The 19,175-nt window shown below is 75.4% G+C and carries 19 protein-coding genes and 1 pseudogene; 15 read left to right on the forward strand and 5 right to left on the reverse strand.

Features of this window, described 5'->3' with window-relative positions; translation table 11 throughout:
• The first annotated feature begins 31 nt into the window (after positions 1-31).
• The 3 genes from ZF1_RS13145 (at position 32) to ZF1_RS13155 (ending at position 3,106) form a co-directional block, all read left to right on the forward strand.
• A complete protein-coding gene (locus ZF1_RS13145) occupies positions 32-910 on the forward strand; it encodes a hypothetical protein (protein WP_482637378.1) in 879 nt (292 codons plus the stop codon).
• A 55-nt stretch (positions 911-965) separates the two neighbouring features.
• Positions 966-1,628: an SDR family NAD(P)-dependent oxidoreductase gene (locus ZF1_RS13150; protein ID WP_251782841.1), complete on the forward strand. Its 663-nt coding sequence runs from the start codon at positions 966-968 to the stop codon at positions 1,626-1,628.
• Between the two features lie 101 nt (positions 1,629-1,729).
• The gene (locus ZF1_RS13155) at positions 1,730-3,106 is read left to right on the forward strand and encodes an AI-2E family transporter (RefSeq protein WP_482637379.1); all 1,377 of its coding nucleotides are present in this window, start codon (positions 1,730-1,732) and stop codon (positions 3,104-3,106) included.
• Here ZF1_RS13155 and ZF1_RS13160 read toward each other — a convergent pair.
• From ZF1_RS13160 to ZF1_RS13170, 3 genes and pseudogenes are all read right to left on the reverse strand, one after another.
• A complete protein-coding gene (locus tag ZF1_RS13160) occupies positions 3,091-4,785 on the reverse strand; it encodes an HAD-IC family P-type ATPase (protein ID WP_482637380.1) in 1,695 nt (564 codons plus the stop codon). The genes ZF1_RS13155 and ZF1_RS13160 overlap by 16 nt on opposite strands.
• Positions 4,786-4,942: 157 nt before the next feature.
• Positions 4,943-5,365, reverse strand: a pseudogene (locus ZF1_RS13165) (P-type ATPase actuator domain-containing protein); the annotation flags it as partial.
• A gap of 349 nt (positions 5,366-5,714) precedes the next feature.
• Positions 5,715-6,887, reverse strand: a complete 1,173-nt coding sequence (locus tag ZF1_RS13170; protein ID WP_346108231.1) for an acyl-CoA dehydrogenase family protein — start codon at positions 6,885-6,887, stop codon at positions 5,715-5,717.
• Positions 6,888-7,012: 125 nt separating this feature from the next.
• Between ZF1_RS13170 and msrA the strand changes: the two genes are divergently transcribed.
• Both msrA and ZF1_RS13180 read left to right on the forward strand, forming a co-directional pair.
• On the forward strand, positions 7,013-7,525 hold the full coding sequence (gene msrA / locus ZF1_RS13175; RefSeq protein ID WP_482637381.1) for a peptide-methionine (S)-S-oxide reductase MsrA: 513 nt from the start codon (positions 7,013-7,015) through the stop codon (positions 7,523-7,525).
• A 169-nt stretch (positions 7,526-7,694) separates the two neighbouring features.
• Positions 7,695-8,309 (forward strand): DUF4234 domain-containing protein, encoded by a 615-nt coding sequence (locus ZF1_RS13180; protein ID WP_482637382.1) that lies wholly within the window; start codon positions 7,695-7,697, stop codon positions 8,307-8,309.
• A 23-nt stretch (positions 8,310-8,332) separates the two neighbouring features.
• Here ZF1_RS13180 and ZF1_RS13185 read toward each other — a convergent pair whose 3' ends face one another.
• Complete coding sequence (locus ZF1_RS13185) at positions 8,333-8,905, reverse strand: L,D-transpeptidase (protein WP_405417346.1); 573 nt, start codon at positions 8,903-8,905, stop codon at positions 8,333-8,335.
• Between the two features lie 313 nt (positions 8,906-9,218).
• On the opposite strand from ZF1_RS13185, the gene ZF1_RS13190 reads away from it, so the two are divergent.
• Entirely contained in the window at positions 9,219-9,797 is a 579-nt protein-coding gene (locus ZF1_RS13190) for an Rv1733c family protein (RefSeq protein ID WP_251782835.1), read from the forward strand.
• Positions 9,798-9,830: 33 nt separating this feature from the next.
• Here the strand turns inward: ZF1_RS13190 and ZF1_RS13195 are convergent, their stop codons facing one another.
• Positions 9,831-10,280 carry a pyridoxamine 5'-phosphate oxidase family protein gene (locus ZF1_RS13195; RefSeq protein ID WP_405417344.1) on the reverse strand — a complete coding sequence of 150 codons (450 nt, stop codon included), beginning with the start codon at positions 10,278-10,280 and terminating at the stop codon, positions 9,831-9,833.
• Positions 10,281-10,361: 81 nt separating this feature from the next.
• On the opposite strand from ZF1_RS13195, the gene ZF1_RS13200 reads away from it, so the two are divergent.
• The 9 genes from ZF1_RS13200 to ZF1_RS13240 all read left to right on the forward strand — a co-directional run bounded on the left by ZF1_RS13200 (position 10,362) and on the right by ZF1_RS13240 (position 19,171).
• Positions 10,362-11,345 carry an AraC family transcriptional regulator gene (locus tag ZF1_RS13200; protein WP_482637383.1) on the forward strand — a complete coding sequence of 328 codons (984 nt, stop codon included), beginning with the start codon at positions 10,362-10,364 and terminating at the stop codon, positions 11,343-11,345.
• An 11-nt stretch (positions 11,346-11,356) separates the two neighbouring features.
• The gene (locus tag ZF1_RS13205; RefSeq protein WP_482637384.1) at positions 11,357-12,307 is read left to right on the forward strand and encodes a LysR family transcriptional regulator; all 951 of its coding nucleotides are present in this window, start codon (positions 11,357-11,359) and stop codon (positions 12,305-12,307) included.
• Between the two features lie 85 nt (positions 12,308-12,392).
• The gene (locus ZF1_RS13210) at positions 12,393-13,700 is read left to right on the forward strand and encodes an FAD-dependent oxidoreductase (RefSeq protein ID WP_482637385.1); all 1,308 of its coding nucleotides are present in this window, start codon (positions 12,393-12,395) and stop codon (positions 13,698-13,700) included.
• Between the two features lie 55 nt (positions 13,701-13,755).
• Entirely contained in the window at positions 13,756-15,036 is a 1,281-nt protein-coding gene (locus ZF1_RS13215; protein WP_482637386.1) for an aconitase X, read from the forward strand.
• Positions 15,033-15,470, forward strand: a complete 438-nt coding sequence (locus tag ZF1_RS13220) for an aconitase X swivel domain-containing protein (RefSeq protein WP_482637387.1) — start codon at positions 15,033-15,035, stop codon at positions 15,468-15,470. The genes ZF1_RS13215 and ZF1_RS13220 overlap by 4 nt, the downstream gene beginning before the upstream one ends.
• Complete coding sequence (locus tag ZF1_RS13225) at positions 15,467-15,907, forward strand: Rieske (2Fe-2S) protein (RefSeq protein ID WP_062394627.1); 441 nt, start codon at positions 15,467-15,469, stop codon at positions 15,905-15,907. Before ZF1_RS13220 ends, ZF1_RS13225 begins: the two co-directional genes overlap by 4 nt.
• Positions 15,904-17,034 (forward strand): amidohydrolase family protein, encoded by a 1,131-nt coding sequence (locus ZF1_RS13230; protein ID WP_482637388.1) that lies wholly within the window; start codon positions 15,904-15,906, stop codon positions 17,032-17,034. The genes ZF1_RS13225 and ZF1_RS13230 overlap by 4 nt, the downstream gene beginning before the upstream one ends.
• Positions 17,031-18,146 carry an amidohydrolase family protein gene (locus ZF1_RS13235; protein WP_482637389.1) on the forward strand — a complete coding sequence of 372 codons (1,116 nt, stop codon included), beginning with the start codon at positions 17,031-17,033 and terminating at the stop codon, positions 18,144-18,146. Before ZF1_RS13230 ends, ZF1_RS13235 begins: the two co-directional genes overlap by 4 nt.
• Positions 18,143-19,171 carry an ABC transporter substrate-binding protein gene (locus tag ZF1_RS13240; RefSeq protein WP_224402633.1) on the forward strand — a complete coding sequence of 343 codons (1,029 nt, stop codon included), beginning with the start codon at positions 18,143-18,145 and terminating at the stop codon, positions 19,169-19,171. Before ZF1_RS13235 ends, ZF1_RS13240 begins: the two co-directional genes overlap by 4 nt.
• The last annotated feature ends 4 nt before the right edge of the window (positions 19,172-19,175 follow it).

The following is a 19,175-nucleotide window of genomic DNA, read 5'->3' on the forward strand; positions in this document are numbered from 1 at the left end:
GAAGCGCCCGCACGCCGGAGAGGGGGACGTCATGGACGGCACGTCGTACCACCCGCGGCACGCCCTGCGTGAGACCCCGCCCACGATCGCCGTCCCGGCGCAGCGGGGCGCCCCGCGGGGCGAGGCCGTGACCCGGCCGGACGTCGACGGCCACCGCCCCGCCGCACCGCAGCAGGAGGTGTCCGCCCACCGGATCGCCGTCCCGCAGCCCCGCCCGGCGCCGCCGACCACCGCGCCGCGGCACGGCACCGCGCCCCGGTGGGCGGCCGTCCCCGCACCCCGCGACGGAGCGGACCCCGCGCCGCCCGCCCCGGCCCCGGAGCGGCCCTGGTTCACCCCGGCCCCGGTCGTCGTCGAGCCCGCCGCCGGGCCCGGCGCCGACGGGACGCTGCCCGGCTTCCCGGCCACGCTGCTGCCGCGCCGCCGTCGTCCGCTCGCGGTCGGCGCGGGCCTGGCCGCCGGGATCGCCGGGATGCTCGTCGTGTTCGCGGTGGTCGTCGGCGCCGCGGGTGCGGCGGGCCGCGGGATCGACGACGCCGCCACCGCGACGGCCGCGGTCGGCGACTGGCGCGCCGCGGGTGGTCAGGTGCACGTCACCGCGATCACCGAGGCCCTGCGCGACATCGCGCGCGCCGGGTCCGGCGGCGGGACCGTCGCGCTGGCCGATGCCTGCCGCGACCTGCGCGACGAGGTCGCCTCCGCGCAGGCGTACCCGGCGATCCCGGACGCCGTCGCCCAGGTGTACTGGCGTGACGGGCTCGCCGCGGGCGCCGACGCCGCCCGGCACTGCATCGCGGGCGCCTCCCTCGGTGACCCCGGGCTGCTCGGCGACGCCGCCCAGGAGCTCAACGGGATGAGCACGCAGCTGGGCGCCGTCGCGGACCGGCTCACCCTGCTGTCGGGCGGCTGACCCCGCGGGCACCGCGGACCGTGCGCATCCACCCCACGACCCGCATGATCACGCCATGACCACCATCGCGATCGTCGGTGCCGGACCGGGACTCGGCGCGGCGACGGCCCGGCGCTTCGGGCACGAGGGGTTCGACGTCGCCCTGATCGGACGGCGCCGCGACCGCGCCGAGGCGCTGGCCGCCGGACTGGCCGACGACGGCGTCGCCGCGCACCCCTTCACCGCCGACGCCCGTGACCCCGCCGCCCTCGCCGCGACGCTGGAGCGGGTCGCGGAGACCGTCGGCCCGGTCGAGGTGCTGCAGTACAGCCCCGCACCGCAGAAGGACTTCCTGCGGCCGCTGCTCGAGACCACCCCGGCCGACCTCGTCGGACCGGTCGAGATGTCGGTGTACGGCCCGGTCGCGGCCGTGCACCAGGTGCTGCCCGGGATGCGCGCGCTGGGCCGCGGCACGGTGCTGTTCGTCAACGGCGGCAGCGGGGCGCGGCCGTCGTCGCGGGTAGCGGGCACCTCCATCGCCTTCGCCGGGCTCGGCGCGTTCGCGGCGATGCTGCACGACGAGCTCGCCGGCGACGGCGTGCACGTCGCCCAGCTGATCGTCCCCGGCGCGATCGAGCCCGGGCACCCCCGCAAGGATCCCGCCGCGCTCGCCGCGACCCTGTGGGCGCTGCACCGCGACCGGCCCGCCGGATTCCGCCATCTCGCCGACGACCTCTGAGCGCTCCCCGACGGGTGTGGTGTGGGCGTTGCGGCGGGCACCGGGGCTCCTGCGCCGCTAGGGTTCCCGCCGCAGGTCGACCGGTACGAACGGAGTGGGTCATGGATTCGGGGTCGCAACCGGCCGCGCGCGCCGAGAACCGTGGGGCGCGGCGGGACCCGGCGGGGGGCGGGCTGCTGAGCCCGTCGCCGACGGCCCCGGCCGCCAGCCGCGGCACCGTCATCGGCAACGGGCTCACCTGGCTGGCGGCGTGGAGCCTGCGGGTCGCGCTGATCGCCGTCGGACTGGTGATCGTCGGCTACGTCATCGGCATGCTGTGGGTCGTCGCCTGGCCGGTCGTGCTCGCGATCCTGCTGGCCACCGTCCTGCGTCCGCCCGCGGCGCTGCTCATCAGGTGGCGGGTCCCGGCCGCGGCGGCCTCGGCGATCGTGCTGCTCGTCGGCATCGCCGCGGTGACCGGGCTGTTCGTGAGCATCGCGCCGTCGATCGCCGGGCAGACCCAGCAGATCACCTCCGGGGTGATCGCGGCGCTCGGGCAGATCCAGCAGTGGGTGTCCGGGCCGCCGCTCAACCTCGGCGACAGCCAGATCGGTGACATCGTCGACCAGGTCACCCGGCAGCTGCAGCAGAGCGCCACCGCCATCGCCGGCGGCGTCCTGACCGGGGTGTCCACCCTGGCGTCCGGGCTGATCTCGCTGGTGCTGGCGCTGGTGCTGACGTTCTTCTTCGTGAAGGACGGGCCCCGGTTCCTGCCGTGGCTGACCTCGATCACCGGGCGCAGCGCGGGCGGGCACATCGCCGAGGTACTGCGCCGGATGTGGGACGTCCTCGGCGGCTTCATCCGCGTCCAGGCCCTGGTGAGCCTCATCGACGCCGTGTTCATCGGCATCGGCCTGGTGCTGCTGGGCATCCCGCTGGCGCTGCCGCTCGCCGTGCTGACCTTCATCGGCGGGTTCATCCCGATCGTCGGTGCGGTCGTCGCGGGCTCGCTGGCCGTGCTCATCGCGCTGGTCACGCAGGGCTTCGGCACCGCGGTCGCGGTGGCGGTGCTGGTCGTGGCGGTGCAGCAGATCGAGGGCAACGTGCTGCAGCCCTTCCTGCAGGGACAGAGCCTCAAGCTGCACGGCGCCGTCGTGCTGCTGGCGGTGACGGCGGGCGGGTCGCTCGCCGGGATCGCCGGTGCGTTCCTCGCGGTGCCGGTCGCGGCCGTCGTCGCGGTCCTGCTGCGCTACCTCGGTGAGCAGATCGACCTGCGGGACCGCCGGTTCGCCGGTGTGGACGACGTCGCCGCGGGCACCCCCGTCACCGCCGCCAACGGCACGGCCCCGGCCTTCGGCGCACGCGGCACCGAGACCGGCACCGGCACGACGACCGGGACCGGGACCGGGACTGGGACCGCCACCGGGGACGGGAGCGAGACCGTCGGGGGCGACGGCGTGCCCGCCCCACCGGACTCCGCCCGTCAGGACGGCGGCTGACCGACCCGCCCGGGCAGCCGGTCGGTCCCCAGCATCCGGTCCATCAGCCGGAACCGCAGCACCACCCACATCAGGGCGAACCAGCAGACCAGGACCGGCAGCACCACCAGGAACACCGGCCGCGCCGCGCCGGTGAGCCCGAAGTACGACGACAGCGCCGGGGTCCCGACCACGCCCGCGAACACCACGGTCAGGCCCAGCACCAGCCAGGCCGGGCGACGGTCGGACACCGGCGCCGTCCACGCGGCGAGGAACCGGTGCGGCGGCAGCAGGAACAGGATCAGCACGAACGACGCCGGCCCCACGAACGTCGACAGCCCGGTCTGGGCGCCGAGCGTCGCGGCCGCACCGGCGAAGTCGGCGTCGGTGCCGTAGGTCAGCCCGGTGTAGCTCTGGAACTGCTCGATCACCTGCGCCGGGGTCCGTCCGCTGGTGAAGCCCGCCAGGATGCCCTGGTAGAGCACCGTGTAGACGACCGTCCCCGCCGCCGCGGTCACCACCGACGCCGGCACCACGAAGCGGGCGAGGTTGCCCAGCAGGTCCGGGTCCGGCTCGGACGGCGTCGCCCACAGCGTCAGGAACAGCGTGGGCACACCCACGGTCAGCAGCGTCAGCCCGACCTGGGTGGGGGAGTAGGGGAACCCGAGCCCGAGCATGGTCACGGCCATGATCACCAGGCCCTGGGTGGCGACCCGGGTGAGGAACACGTACATCGACACGGCGATGCCGTCGATGATCCGGCGGCCCTCGGTGCGCGCCGGCAGCAGCGCGGCGAACGAGTCGTCGACGAGCACGATGTCGGCGACGTCGCGGGTCACCGCCGAGCCGCTGCGCATCGCGACGCCGACGTGGGCCCGCTTGAGGGCACGCGCGTCGTTCACCCCGTCACCGAGCATCGCGACGTGCGCACCGCCCCGGCGCAGGCTCGCGACGACCCGCTCCTTCTGCTCTGGGGTGACCCGCCCGAACACCGTGGTCCGGGCGACGAGCGCGTCGAGCGCGGCCCGGCCCCCGGCGGAGTCGTCGAGCTCCTCGATCTCGGACCCGGCGACCGCCTCACCCACGTCGAGCCCGGCCTTCGCCGCGAGGGCGGCGACGGTGCGCGGGTCGTCGCCCGAGAGCACCTTCACCGCGACCCCGTCCGCGGCGAACCGCTCCAGGGCGTCGGCGACGCCGGGGCGCAGCTCGTCGGACAGCACCACCAGCGCCACCGGCTCCAGGCCGGGCAGGGCGGGACGGCCGTCGTCGTCGCGCAGCCCGGCGCCCGCCCGCGCGGCCCGGGCCAGCAGCAGTACCCGCAACCCGACTGCGGCGCGGGCCTCCACCCGGTCGGCGACGGCGTCCGGGTCACCCAGATGCGGCGCGAGCGCGTCCGGGGCGCCGAGCACGAACGCCTCCCCGCCGGTGGTGACCTGCCCGGACCAGCGCAGCGACGAGGTGAACGCGACCTCGTCGCGCAGCTCCCACGGCGTGCCGGGCAGTGCCGCGGCGAGCGCGGCTGAGGTGAGGTTCGGGTCGGCCACCGTCGCCGCGAACCGCGCGAGCACCGGCCCCGGGTCGGTCCCGTCGAGCGGGTCGAGCCCGTCCAGGCGCAGCGCGCCGGTGGTCAGGGTGCCGGTCTTGTCGGTGCAGACGACGTCGACGTGGGTGACCGCCTCCACCGCGTTGACCTGCTGCACCAGCGCACCGCGCCCGGCCAGCCGGGCCGCGCCGCGGGTGTAGGCGACGGCGATCAGGAAGAACAGGCCGTAGGACCAGCCCGGACAGCACCGCGGTGATCTGCACGACCCGCAGCAGCGAGAACCCCTCCAGGAACGCCTGGGCCAGGATCGCGCCGCTCATCAGCACGACCAGCACCATGGTCAGCCGGACGACGAAGTCGATGCGCCGCTGCAGCGGTGTCGCCTCGGTGGTGTCCGCGCGGGCCTGCAGCGTCAGCCGGCCGGCGTAGCTGTCGGCGCCGACGGCGGACGCGCGCTGGCGGGCGGTGCCGGCGACGCAGTGGCTGCCCGAGCGCAGCAGGTCGCCGGGGGTCCTGACGACCGGGTCGGACTCGCCGGTGAGCAGCGACTCGTCGGCCTCGGCCCGCCCGGTCAGCACCGGCCCGTCGACGACGACCTGCTCGCCCGCCCGCACCACCAGCACGTCCCCGGCGACGACGTCGGCGGCCGGCACCCGCTGCTCGGCCCCGTCCCGCACGACGGTGACCTCCGCGGCGTCGAGCAGCTGCAGCCGGTCCAGCTTCCGCTTGGCCCGCATCTCCTGCACCGCCCCGACGACGGCGTTGACCAGGCCGAGCCCGACGCTGGTCAGGGCGTCGCCGTAGCGGCCCAGCACCAGCAGGACCAGGCCGATCGCGAACAGGATCGTGTTGTAGGAGGAGAAGACGTTGGTGCGCAGGATCCGCCCGTAGCCGCGCGTCCCCGCGGTGACCGGCGCGTTCGTCCGGCCCGCCCGGCGCGCCGCGGCGACCTGCGCCGCACTCAGCCCCTGGTCGGCCGCCGCCTCCACGATCCCGGCCGCCACGCCGTCCCCTCCCCGCCGTCGGTCCCGTGCGTGGCGATCATGGCAGGCCCCGATGTGTGCCGACTGTGCGTGGGCTGAGGGCTCACCACCGTTCCAGGCCCCCGCGCTTGACGAGCTGGGCGGCGATCACGTTGCGCTGGATCTCGTTCGTGCCCTCCCCGACGATCATCAGCGGGGCGTCGCGGAAGTACCGCTCGACGTCGAACTCGGTCGAGTAGCCGTAGCCGCCGTGGATGCGCACCGCGTCGAGGGCGACCTCCATGGCGGTCTCGGAGGCGAACAGCTTCGCCATGCCCGCCTCCATGTCGCACCGCTGTCCGGACTCGTACCGCCGGGCGGCGTGCAGGATCAGGGTCCGTGCGGCGGTGATCTTCGTGGCCATGTCGGCGAGGTGGTTGCCGACCGACTGGTGCTGCCAGATCGGCTTGCCGAACGACTCGCGTTCCCGGGCGTAGGCCAGGGAGTCGGCCAGCGCGGCGTCGGCGACGCCGAGTGCGCGCGCGGCGACCTGGATCCGGCCGGTCTCCAGGCCCTTCATCATCTGGGCGAAGCCGCGGCCCTCGGTACCGCCGAGGACCGCGTCGGCGGGCACCCGCATGTCGTCGAAGGACAGCTCGCAGGACTCGACGCCCTTGTACCCGAGCTTGGGCAGGTCACGGGAGACGGTGAGCCCGGGTCCGTGCTCGACCAGCAGCACCGAGATGCCGCGGTGCTTCGGCTCGGCAGCCGGGTCGGTCTTGCACAGCAGCGCGATCAGTCCCGAGCGCCGCGAGTTGGTGATCCAGGTCTTGGACCCGTTGATCACGTAGTGGTCGCCGTCGCGGCGGGCGTGGGTGGTCATGGCCTGCAGGTCCGAGCCGCCGCCGGGCTCGGTCAGGGCCATCGTCGCGCGCAGCTCACCGGTCGCCATCCGCGGCAGGTACCGGTCCTGCTGCTCGCGGGTGCCGAAGGCGACCAGCAGCTTCGCGACGACGGTGTGCCCGCCCATCGCGCCGGCCAGGCTCATCCAGCCACGGGCCAGCTCGGCGGTGACCAGGGCGTAGCAGGGCATCGACACCGGGGCCTCGCCCCACGGCTCGGGGACGGCGAGCCCGAAGATCCCGAGTTGCTTCATCTGCTCGATGAGCTTCTCGGGATAGGTGTTCGCGTGCTCCAGTTCCCGCACCACCGGGCGGACGTCCCGGTCGACGAAGTCGCGCACCGTCTCCACGACGGCCCGTTCCTCGGTGGTCAGTTCCTCCGCGCCCGCTCCCATGTGTGTGAGCATCGGTCATCGGCGGGGCCGGCGCGAGACCGGGAGACCCGTCGTGCGCGACGGAACATCGGCGGTGCCCGCACCGTTGTAGCCGTCGAGACCCGACACAGGGAGGTTCAAGCCTGATGACCGAGACCGCGATCCTCGCCGGTGGGTGCTTCTGGGGTGTCCAGGAGCTGCTCCGCGAGCGCCCGGGCGTCGTGTCCACCCGGGTCGGCTACTCCGGCGACCCGAACACCCCGAACGCGACCTACCGGCGCCACGGCGACCACGCCGAGGCCGTCGAGATCGTCTTCGACCCGGAGCGGATCTCCTACCGCGAGATCCTGGAGTTCTTCTTCCAGATCCACGACCCGTCGACGAAGGACCGGCAGGGCAACGACATCGGCCGCAGCTACCGCTCCGCGATCTTCTACACGAACGAGGAGCAGAAGGCGGTCGCCCTGGACACCATCGCCGACGTCGACGCGTCCGGCCTCTGGCCGGGCCGCGCGAGCACCGACGTCGAGCCGGCCGGTGACTTCTGGGAGGCCGAGCCGGAGCACCAGGACTACCTGCAGAAGTTCCCGTACGGCTACACCTGCCACTTCCCGCGCCCGAACTGGGTGCTGCCGCGGCGGGCGGCCAGCACGAGCTGACCCACCACCGCTCCCACCCCATCCGGACCGGCCCGCGACCTGACGTCGCGGGCCGGTCCGGCGTGGTCTGCGCCGGACGGGGCTGACGACCGGCTCGCGGACGGCGAGGTCGCCGGGGACGGACGCGGGTCGCCCGCGTCGCTCCTCCGCACAGATCGGATCCCCGCCGATGACCCAGCCCCCTCACCCGCCGGACCCGCACCGGCTCCACCCCGCCGGTCCGCAGCCGGTCGGACCCCCGCCCGCCGGTGACGCCGGGTACGGCGCACCCGCCGGGTACGGAGCTCCGGGGCCGCAGGCCCACCCGGCGCCCGGTCCCCACAGCGGCCCGGGCACGGGACTCGACCCGTGGCACCCCGGCGAGCTCGCGGCGCCGCCGCACGCCCCGGTCGGGCTGGCGATGAAGCGCCGCAACCCGGTCGCGGTGTGGCTCGGTCTGCCGCTGATCACCCTCGGCATCTACGGGCTCGTCTGGTACTACAGGATCCACCGCGAGATGGCGGAGTTCGACCCGCGCCGCCAGGTGCCCGTCGCCGGGCCGCTGCTGGTGCTGCTGTTCCTGGGCTGGACGGTCGTGGCGCCGCTCGTGTCGTTCTACAACACGGGGCAGCGGATCGCCGACAGCCAGCGCTCCGCGGGCCTGCCCGTCACCTGCAGCCCGGTCGTCGGACTGCTGCTGTGCTTCGTGTTCGGCCTGCAGACCCTCTACTACCAGATCGAGCTGAACCGGGTGGTCGACGCCTACCGGGCGCCCGAAGGCACCCGGATCGTCCTGCCGGGCTGACCCGCGGACCGGGTCGGTGCGGCTCAGGCCCGGCCGTGGGCCTCCGCGCGGTGCCTGCGTTCCACCGACCCGTTCACGACCTGCACCTTGTCCCCGACCTGCAGGGTGTCGAAGAACCGCTGCGCGTCGCGGGCGCCGAGCTTGACGCAGCCCGCCGACTCGCGGCTGAGGTCGCCGCCGTGGAAGGCGATCCCGCCGTCGGCGAAGAACACCGACCACGGCATCCGCGCCGGGCGGCCGTCCGGGCCGGGGAACTCGCCGCTGCGGTGGTCGGCCTCCTTGCGGTACACCCGGAACGAGTGCCCGACCGGGGTGGCCTTCCCCTCGCCCCCGGTGGTGACCCGGAACGGTCCGCCGGTGACCTTCCCGTCGCGGACGAGCCACGCCTGCCGCGTCTCCAGGTCCACGCACGCCCGCACCGACGCCGCGCACGGTGTCCCGGGGACGGCGGGCTCGGCGTGGGCCTGCGCGGCGACCCGGCTCTGCTCCGGGTCGGCGGTGGCGATCGCGGTGCCACCCAGCCCCACCCCGGCCACGAGCACGAGCCCGGTCACCAGAACGCCACGACGGCGACGGAGCCGCTCGGTCCGGGACATGCCCACCTCCACGTCACAGATCACCCACCCGGGTGACATCGGGGCAGACGCCCGTCGGAGTGCCGCGGTTGCCCGGGCGCGCCCCGCGGCGGCGAATGGGCTGCGGTGCATGGCGAACGGGTGGGTGGCGGGCCCGGCGGCGGATCGTTGCGCGGCCGACCGCCCGGGTACGGAAGGGGACCGCACGGCGTCCGGTGGGCGTGATCTCCGTCCCGGGGGATGTCACGGGGCGATAACGGGGGTAGTCCTCGGTGATCGCCCCCTCACCCGCGGTGGTGGGGAGGACCCGTCGTGACCGACCCCAGGAGGAACGATGCGCGCAGCCGACCCGCCGGGCTCCGAGCCGGGACCCGCTGACCGGCTCCGTCGTCGGGCGTCCCGTCGCGAGGACCTGCTCGCGGTGGTGCTCGGGCTGCTCGCCGCCTGCGGGCTGGTCGTGGCGTGGCTCGCCGGTGCCGCGGCCCACGGGTCGGTCCTGGAGCGGGGCGCGGTCGAGGCCCGTGAGCGCGTGCCGGTCGCGGCGACGGTCACCGCGCGGGCGAGCGCGGTGGGCGACCTGCAGACCGGCCAGCAGTCGCTCACGCTGAGCTGGACCGGCCCCGACGGGCTGCCGCACTCGGGCGGCAGCACGCTGCCCGGCGTCCACGACGTCGGTGACCGGGTGCCGGCCTGGGTCGGCACCGACGGCCGGCTGGCGCCGCCGCCGTCGACCCCCGCCGACGCCGTCACGGTGGCCGTCGCCGCCGGGTTCCTCACCGCCGTGGTGTGGGCCGCCGTGGTGTGGGTCGCCGGGCGGCTGGTCTTCGCCTGGAACGGGCGTGCGTTCGCCCGTGCCTGGGCGGAGGACTGGGCGGCTGTCGAACCCGCGTGGTCGGGCCGTCGCACCCCCTGAGCCGGGCGCCCGGGCCGGCGGGTCGGGCCGGGGTCAGAACATCAGCCGCCGCACCCGCTCGGGGTGGATCACCAGCCGCACCTGGTCCTCGGCGAGGATCGCCGCGAGGTCCGCGGCGCGCGCGGGGTCGTCGAGGTCCCAGTAGCGCTGCGCCAGCCGCTGCGCCAGCGCGTGTGCCCCGTCGGTCTCGACGGTCGTGGAGCCGTCGACCGCGACCCAGCGCTCGCGTTCCCCGACCGGCGCGGCGACGACCAGCGAGGCCCGCGGGTCCCTGCGCCTGCGGCGGATGTGCAGCGACTCCGGCCCGGTGAACAGCTGCACGGTGCCGTCGTCGGTCGCCTCGAACCAGACCGGGCGGGGCTGCGGCGGCACCGGGCCGCCCGCGACGCTCAGGAAGCCGTGCAGCGGGCGGGCGAGGAAGACGCGGTCGCCGTCGGTGAGAGCGGTGCGGCTGTCGGTGGTGGGGGTGTCGGTGGTGGGCATGGGGCCACCACACCACCGCGGCGCGGACGACGACATGGGTGAGACGCCGGAACTCCTGTCCGGTCGTCTAACCTCGGTGCGGTGGACCCCTTCGGTGACCTGGTCCGCGGGCTGCGGTCGCACGGCTCGCTGTTCGGCAGCAGCACCCTGACCCCGCCCTGGTCGCTGCACTTCGTCGACGGCGCACCGCTGACCCTGTGCGCCATGCTGACCGGCGCGGGGTGGATCCTCGTCCCCGGCGCCGACCCGGTGCGGCTGGCCGCGGGGGAGACCGCCGTCGTGCGCGGCCCGGCCGGTTTCCACGTGGTCGACGAGGTCGGCACCCCGGCCGAGCCGATCGTCTGCGGCGTGGACTGCGCGACGCCCGACCAGGGCGGCACCCGCCACCGGCTCGGCTGGCACGACCCGGCGCCGGCGCCGGGCAGCGACGCGAGCACCCTGATCACCGGGGCCTCCCCGGCCGGGGGCGAGGTCGGCGCCCGGCTGCTCGACGCGCTCCCGCCGGTGCTGCGGGTCGGTGCCGGCGGCAGCGGGGACACGGTGCTCGACCACGTGGCCGCCGAGGTCGCCGTCGACGCCCCCGGTCAGCAGGTCGTGCTCGACCGGCTCCTGGACTGGCTGCTGGTCTGCACCCTGCGCGAGTGGTTCGACCGGCCCGGCGGAAGCCGGCCGCGGTGGTGGACGGCCCAGCACGACCCGGTGGTCGGGCGGGCGCTGCGGCTGCTGCACGCCGACCCCGCCGCGGCCTGGACCGTCGCCGGGCTCGCCGCCGCCACCGGTGTGTCCCGGGCGACCCTGGCCAAGCGGTTCACCGACCGGGTGGGCGAGCCGCCGCTGACCTACCTCACCGGCTGGCGGATGACCCTGGCGGCGGACCTGCTGCTCGCCGAGCCCGGCGCGACGCTGGCCGGGATCGCGCGCCGGGTCGGGTACGCCGACCCGTTCGGCTTCAGCGCGGCCTTCACCCGGGTCCGCGGCGTCACCCCGAGCGCGTTCCGCCGGGGTGAGCGGCAGGGCGCACGGCACGGTGACCGGGTGGGTGCTCCGGACGGGGTGAGCGGCTAGCCTGCGGCGCCGTGACGACCCCGCCGACGGTCCGGCTGGCCAACCTCGACCTCAACCTGCTCGTCTCGCTGCGCGAGCTGCTGCGCGAACGCAACGTCACCCGCGCCGCCGCCCGCATCGGCATCTCCCAGCCCGCCGCCAGCGCGGCCCTGTCCCGGCTGCGCCGTCACTTCGACGACGACCTGCTGTCCCGCCACCCCGGCGGCTACGTCCTCACCCCGCTCGCCGCCCAGCTCGTCGAGCAGGTCGAGGGCGTCTGCTCGGTCGCCGAGCGGCTGTTCGGCACCGGCCACGGCTTCGACCCGTCGAGCGCCCGGCGCGGGTTCACCCTGCTCGTCGCCGACTACACCGTCGCCGTGCTCGGGCCCGCGCTGTCCGCGGCGGCGGCCCGGCGCGCCCCCGGCGTCGAGCTGCGGCTGCGGCTGGTCCGCGAGTCCTTCTCCGCCGACATCGGCGAGACGATACGGCTCATCGACGGCCTCATCGCCCCGCCCGCCGCCCGCTTCGAACGGCCCGAGCTGCGCTCCACCGCCCTGTTCGACGACCGCTGGGTCTGCGTCGTCGACGCCGACAACCCGGTCGCCGCCGGGCCGGACCCGACCCTGGACCTCGACGAGCTCGCCGCGATGCCCTGGGTGGTGCCGTTCGCCCCGGACCGCGGCATGTCGGCGGCCGCGCCGATGACCCGCCAGCTCGCCCGGCTCGGGGTCGAACCCGACATCAGGGTGCGGGTGGAGAGCTACCTGTCGGTGCCCTACCTGGTCGCCGGGACCGACCGCGTCGCGCTGCTGCAGGAGCGGCTCGCCCGCCAGGTCGCCGACCGCCTCGGGCTGGTCGTGCTGCCCTGCCCGGGCGATCCCGGACCGATCCGCGAGCGTCTCTGGTGGCACACCGACCTCGACCCGGACCCGGCCCACCGGTGGCTCCGCGAACTCATCGTCGAACTGTCGGCCACCCTGTAGAGCTGCGACTATTCGTCCGGTCGATGGTCCGGCAGGCGAACGTTCTATTTCCGGGGCGGCGCGCGCCGTTCCTAGTGTGTGAGCCATGCCTCACCCGCTGACGCCCCTGCCGGTCCACACCGTGATCCGGGACGCCCCACTGCGCGCCGGCGACCCGGCCGAGCACGCGGTGACCGCCGACGTCTGCGTCGTCGGCTCCGGCATCGCCGGGCTCTCCGCCGCCGTCGAGTCCGCCCGCCTCGGCCGCGACGTCGTCCTCGTCGACGCCGCCCCCGTCCTCGGCGGGCAGATGGTCAACTCGCTGATCGGGCTGTTCTGCGGGGTCTACGGCAACGGCCCCGAGTTCCGGCAGCTGACCCACGGCCTGTTCGACACCATGTTCGCCGACCTCGAGGCCGGCGGGGACCTGTTCCGCCGCACCGGCCACACCCTCACCGTCGGCTACGACGAGGTGCGCCTCGGCCGCTGGGTCGAGGACACCGTCCGTGCCCACGGCATCCGGGTCCTCACCAACGCCACCCTCACCGGCGTCGAGCGTGACGGCGACCGTGTCCTGGGCGCCCGCTTCGCCACCCGCTACGGCGCCGTCGACGTCACCGCGGCCGGGTTCGTCGACGCCAGCGGCGACGCCGCGCTCGCCTGGGCCGCGGGCCTGGAGTGCCGGCTGCCCGACCGGGAGATCTACGGCAGCCAGCAGCTCGTCGTCGAGCACCTCGACACCAGTGCCGCACCGGAGCCCGGCGAGCTCGCGGCCCGGGTCGCGGCCAAGGCCGACCAGTACGGCCTGCTCCGTCGCGACGGCCTCGCCTTCTACTTCCCCGGCCGCGACACCGCGGTGCTCAACATGACCCACATCGAGGCGCCGCTGGACCCGATCGCCGCCGCCGAGGCCCAGCTGGAGGGCAAGGCGCAGGCCGACCGGGTCGTCGAGTTCCTGCGCGCGGAGTTCCCCGAGGTGTTCGGCAAGGCCACGGTGCGCTCCTACGGGCTGCCCGGCCGCCGCCAGACCCGCTGGATCGCCGCCGCCCACCAGCTCACCGTCGAGGAGGTGCGCGGCGGGGTCCGCTTCGACGACGCCGTCGCCCGCACCGCCTGGCCGATCGAGCTGCACGACAGCCCCGACGGCTACGTCTGGGAGACCTTCGACGCCGACCACCTGCACTACGTGCCGCTGCGCTCGATGCTGCCGCCCGCCGCGTCGAACCTGGTCGCCGCGGGCCGTTGCATCGACGGTGACGCCGCGGCGCTGTCGAGCGTGCGGGTCATGGGGCCGTGCGCGGCGATGGGCCACGCGGCCGCGCACGCTCTCGACCTCGCCGGACCGCAGGGCAGCCTGCACGACGTGCCCTCCGACGCCCTGACCGACCGGATCCGGGAGAACGTCGGGGACTGACCCGTCCCACCGCCACCACCACGAGGAGACAGGCAACGATGCCCGGAGGCGCCCCGTGATACTCACCGACGACGACCGCAGGATGCTCGACGGGGCCGAGGGGCCCGCCGTCGCCGCCGCGATGGACCTGCTCACCCGCTACGCCGAGGCACTGGACGCCGAGCGGCTCTGCTCGGTCCGCAACGTGGCCGGGACCGCCACCCAGCCCTCCCCGCTCAAGGCCCGCCTCGTCGCCGAGGGCGGCTGGGACCGCGCCTTCTCGGTGATCAACCTCGACAGCGACGAGACCCACGAGATCCCGCCGATGGCGGTGCCCACCTGCCAGCTCCAGCAGGGCTTCGGCGCCGACGCGGCGGCCGTCGCGCCGTACCCGGCGCAGTTCGTGGAGCTGCAGGCCGACGCGGAGACCTTCTACGGCCGGCGCGGCGTCTCCATCCTCGCCACGTGCACGCCGTACCAGGTCGGGAACCTCCCGGTCCGCGGCGAGCACTGCGCCTGGATGGAGTCCTCCGCGGTGGTCTACGCCAACTCGGTGCTCGGCGCCCGCACGAACTGCGAGGGCACCGCGTCGACCGGCGCGGCCGGCCTCACCGGGCGCGTCCCGTGCTGGGGCAACCACCACGACGAACACCGGCGCGGCACCCACCTGGTCCGGGTCGACACCCCGGTCGGCGGGTTCCTCGACTGGGGCCTGCTCGGCTACTTCACCGGTGACGTCGTGCAGGAGGCCCGCCCGGTCGTCACCGGTGACCTCGCCCTGCCCGACCTCACCGACCTCAAGCACTTCGGCGCCGCGGCCGCCTCCTCCGGCGGGGTCGAGATGTACCACGTCCCCGGCGTCACCCCCGAGGCCCCGACCGTCGACGCAGCGTTCGGCGGCGGTGTCCCGGCCGACGCGGTCGTCTACGGCGCCGCCGAGCGGGCCGCCACCTACGCCCGGCTCAACGACCAGGGCACGAGCACGCAGGTCGACTTCGTCCTGCTCGGCTGCCCGCACGCCTCGCTCGACCAGATCCGCGACGTCGCCCGGCTCCTCGACGGCCGCAGGCTGCACGACGGCACCTCGCTGTGGATCATGGCGCCGCGGGCGCTGGCCGCGGTGGCCGAGCGCAGCGGCTACACCGCCACCATCGAGGCCGCCGGCGCGAAGGTCCTCACCGACTCCTGCCCGGCGATGTCCCGCCTGGCCCCGCCCGGGACCCGGGTGTTCGCCACCGACTCCGCCAAGCAGGCCCACTACCTGCCGGCGATCCTCGGGATCGAGGCGTGGTTCGGCACCACCGAGGACTGCGTGCAGGCCGCGGTCACCGGCCGCTGGTCGGGTGAGCTGCGATGACCGCGACGGTCGGGACCGTCCTGCGCGGACGGACCGTGGTGCCCGGCGTGGTCACCGGCGAGGCGCTGGTGTCGCCCGAGACCATCTCCGGCTGGGGCGGCATCGACCCGGCGACCGGCACGATCGTCGAGGCCCGGCACGCCCTGCAGGGCGTCTGCTTCACCGGGAAGATCCTCGTGTTCCCCGGCGCCAAGGGGTCCTCGGGCTGGTCGGCGTTCTTCCAGAGCACCCGGCTGCTCGGCACCGCCCCGCTCGGGATGGTCTTCACGGTCACCACGACGAAGGCCGCGCTCGGCGCCGTCGTCACCCGCGTCCCCGCCCTGGCCGACCTCGACGCCGACCCGGTGCAGGTGCTGCGCACCGGCGACCGCATCCGGCTCGACGCCACCGCGGGCACGGTCGAGCTGCTGGCCGGGGCGGGGGAGGGGACGTGAGGCTCGCCGTGCTGCCCGCCGACGAGCTCGCCCCCGGCGAGCACCGCGTGGTGCGGGTCGGCACCCGCTCGATCGGCGTCTTCCGGGTCGGCGACGACTACTACGCCCTCGCCGACCACTGCCCGCACCAGGGCGGCCCGCTGTGCCGCGGCTCCGTCGCCGGGGCCCCGGTGGCGACCGGTCCCTCGGACGTGCGGCTCGACGAGGGCCACGTGCTCGTCGCCTGCCCCTGGCACGGCTGGGAGTACGACGTGCGCACCGGCCTCTCCTACCAGCCCGGCGACGCGCCCGCCCGCAGCCTCCCGGCGTCGGTCGAGCCGGGCCCGCCGGGCATGACACCCGGTCCGTACACCGCCGAGACCTTCGAGGTGACCGTCGAGGACCGCTGGGTGGTCGTCGACACCGGCCGCCGTCCCACCACCGAGGAGGCGTCATGACCAGCACCGCACCCGTCACCGGCCGGGCCCCCGCCCGGCGTCGCGCCCGGACCCCGATCGTCGACGCCGACATCCACCCGGTCGTCACCGCCGACCGGCTCGCGGCCGCGCTGCCCGAGCCCTGGCGGCGCCGGTTCGTGCGCTTCGGGCTGCGCGGCGCGCCGCCGCCCGCGGTCTACCCCCGGGTCCGGCACGGCGGCATGCGCCGCGACTCCCATCCCGAGGCGGGCCCGCCCGGCAGCGCCGTCCGGCCCCCGGGCAGCGACCTGGACCTGATGCGCAGCCAGCTGCTCGACCCCTACGACGTCGTCGCCGGGGTGCTCATCCCGATGCAGGGCCACACCGCGGGCGCCGAGGAGCCCGCGTTCGCGGCTGCGCTGTGCCGCGCGTACAACGACGTGCTGGTCACCGACTGGCTCGACCCCGAGCCGCGGCTGCGGGCCAGCATCTGCATCCCGCACGAGTCGCCGGCGGAGGCCGTCGCCGAGATCGAGCGCCGCGCCGCGGACCCGCGGTTCGTGCAGGTCCTGTTCCCCAGCGGCACGTTCCTGCCGTGGTCGGACGCCAAGTACCGGCCGATCTACGCCGCGGCCGCCGCGCACGGGCTGCCGGTGGCGATCCACCTCGGCGGCACCGAGGGCCACCGCGGGGACGGCTGGCCGTCGTTCTACCTGGAGCAGCACGCGTGGTACGGCAACGCCGTCGCCGTCGCGCTGACCGGGCTGGTCGCCGGCGGTGTCCTCGAGGCGGTGCCGGACCTGCAGTTCGTGCTCGTCGAGGGCGGGGTGTCCTGGCTGCCGTCGCTGCTCTGGGGGCTCGACGACGCCTGGGAGCTGTGCCGCGACGACGTCCCGTGGCTGACCCGCCCGCCGTCGGAGGTCGTGCGCGAGCGGGTGTGGTTCACCACCCAGCCGATCGACGAGCCGCCGGTGCCCGCACACCTGGCGACGACCTGGGAGCAGACCGGGATGACCGACCGGATCCTGTTCTCCTCCGACTACCCGCACTGGGACTTCGACGACCCGATCACCGCGTTGCGGGTGCTGCCCGCAGCACTGCGCCGGCCGATGGCGGCCGCCAACGCCGCCCGCCTCTACGGCCTGCCCCTGCCCGGGAGCGAGGCATGAGCGCCGACCCGCCCGAGGAGTTCTTCGACGCCGACACCCACGTCGCGCCGGCGTCATTCGCCGACATCGCGGAACTGCTCCGCCCGTACTGGCGTGACTACGCGGCGGGCGCCGCCCTGCGCGCCGACCCCGTCCAGGCCGGCGCCTACCCGCCCGCGATGGTCGACGGGCCCGCCCCGCACGACGTCGCGGCCCTGCGAGCCGCGGTCCTCGACGCGCCCGCACCCGGGGGCGGCCGGGTCGGTACGGCGGTCCTGACCTGCACCACCGCGTTCGACGTCAGCCGCAACCACGCCTTCGAGGCCGCCCTGTGCCGGGCGGTGAACACCTGGACCGCGCAGCGGTTCCTCGACCACGAGCCCCGCGCCCGCGGCTCGGTCGCGGTGCCGCTCGGCGACCCGGCCGCGGCCGTCGCCGAGATCGAGCGCCGGGCGGACGACCCGCGCTTCGTGCAGGTGCTGCTCCCGGTGCGCGGGCACGACCTGCGGTGGGGGCACCCGGTGTTCCGGCCGGTCCTCGCCGCAGCCGCCGCGGCCGGGCTGGTCGTCACCCTGCACGCCTGGGGCCGGGTCGGCAGTGCCCCGACCACGACCGGGTTCACCCACACCTACCTGCAGGACTACCTGTCCCACGGGCAGGTCGCCCAGTCCCAGCTGGTGTCGCTGGTCGCCGAGGGCGCCCTCGGCGCGCTGCCGGATCTGCGGGTGACCGTCGCCGAGTGCGGCTCGTCCTGGCTGCCGCCGCTGCTGTGGCGCCTGGACAAGGAGTGGCGCGGCATCCGCCGCGAGGTGCCGTGGGTGGACCGGATGCCGTCGGAGTACGTCCGCGAGCAGGTCCGGTTCACCACCGCGCCGGTCCACCTGCCGCGCGACCCCGGCGAGCTGCACGACGCCCTGGACGTTCTGGGCGCCGCCGGGCTCCTGCTCTACGCGGGTGACCACCCGCACCGCCACGGCGACGGGGTGGCCCGTCTCCTCGCCGCCCTCGACCCCGCCGCCCGGGCCGCGGTCCGCCACGGCAACGCCACCGCGTGGTACCGCGGCACGGACACCGTCGCCCCACCTACGCCGTCCCTCGCGTCGACCCAGCACGCTCCGGAGGTCCCCCGATGACCCGCACGACGACCCGGCTCGCCGCGGTCCTGCTCGCCGCCTGCCTCGTCCTCGCCGGATGCGGCGCGGGCGGCGGTGAGGACGGCCGCGACCGGATCACCTTCCTCAACATCCTGCCTATGGAGTCGCTCGGCTACGCCGCCGAGATGATCGCCGACACCAAGGGCTTCTTCGCCGCCCACGGTCTCGACGTGACCTTCGAGGCCACCCAGGGCTCGGCGCCGGCCATCCAGACCCTGCTCGCCGGGTCCGCGGAGATCTCCCGGATCGGCGACATCGAGACGATGGTCGCCGCGGGCGAGCGCGGCGCACCGCTGGTCGCGATCGGCGGCGTGGTGCACAACGGGCCGCTGCGTCTGGTCTCCTCGCAGCGGGCGCCGGTCACCGACGCCGCGCAGCTGCGCGGCAAGCTGGTCGGGACGCCGTCGGAGGGCGGCACCAGCTCGATCACCCTCGACCTCGTCGCCGGGTCGGCCGGGATCGCCCCCGCCGAGCTGCGCCGCCAGGTCGTCGGGCTCAGCCCCGGCGTGTTCGACCTGGTGAACACCGGCCGCGTCGACGCGTTCATCGTCTCGCTCGACACCGCGATGCTGCTGCAGGCCACCCGCCCCGAGGCCGTCGTCTACGACCCCAACGACGCCATCTCCGCCGGGTCGCAGATCTACGCCACCTCGAAGGCCACCGCCACCGACCCGCAGGAGCAGGACAAGCTGCGCCGCTACCTCGCGGCGATCGCCGACGCCACCGCGTTCATCACCGCCGACGAGGGAGGCGGCTTCGCCGAGACGCTGCGGCTGATCGGCTCGAAGTACCAGGTCTCGGCGCTGGACCGGCCCGAGGTCGCCCGCGCCGCGCTCGCCGCCTACGTCGACGGCTACGCGGCGGGCCAGGGCCCGACCGGCATCTCCCCGCAGCGCTGGCAGGCCACCTACGACGAGGTGTCCTCGGTCGGTCAGGTCCCCGCCGGCCTGGACCCGTCGCAGTGGCTCGACGCCGGCCTGAACGGCACGGAGGGTGCCCGATGAGCAC

Source organism: Pseudonocardia sp. ZF1 (assembly GCF_056835605.1).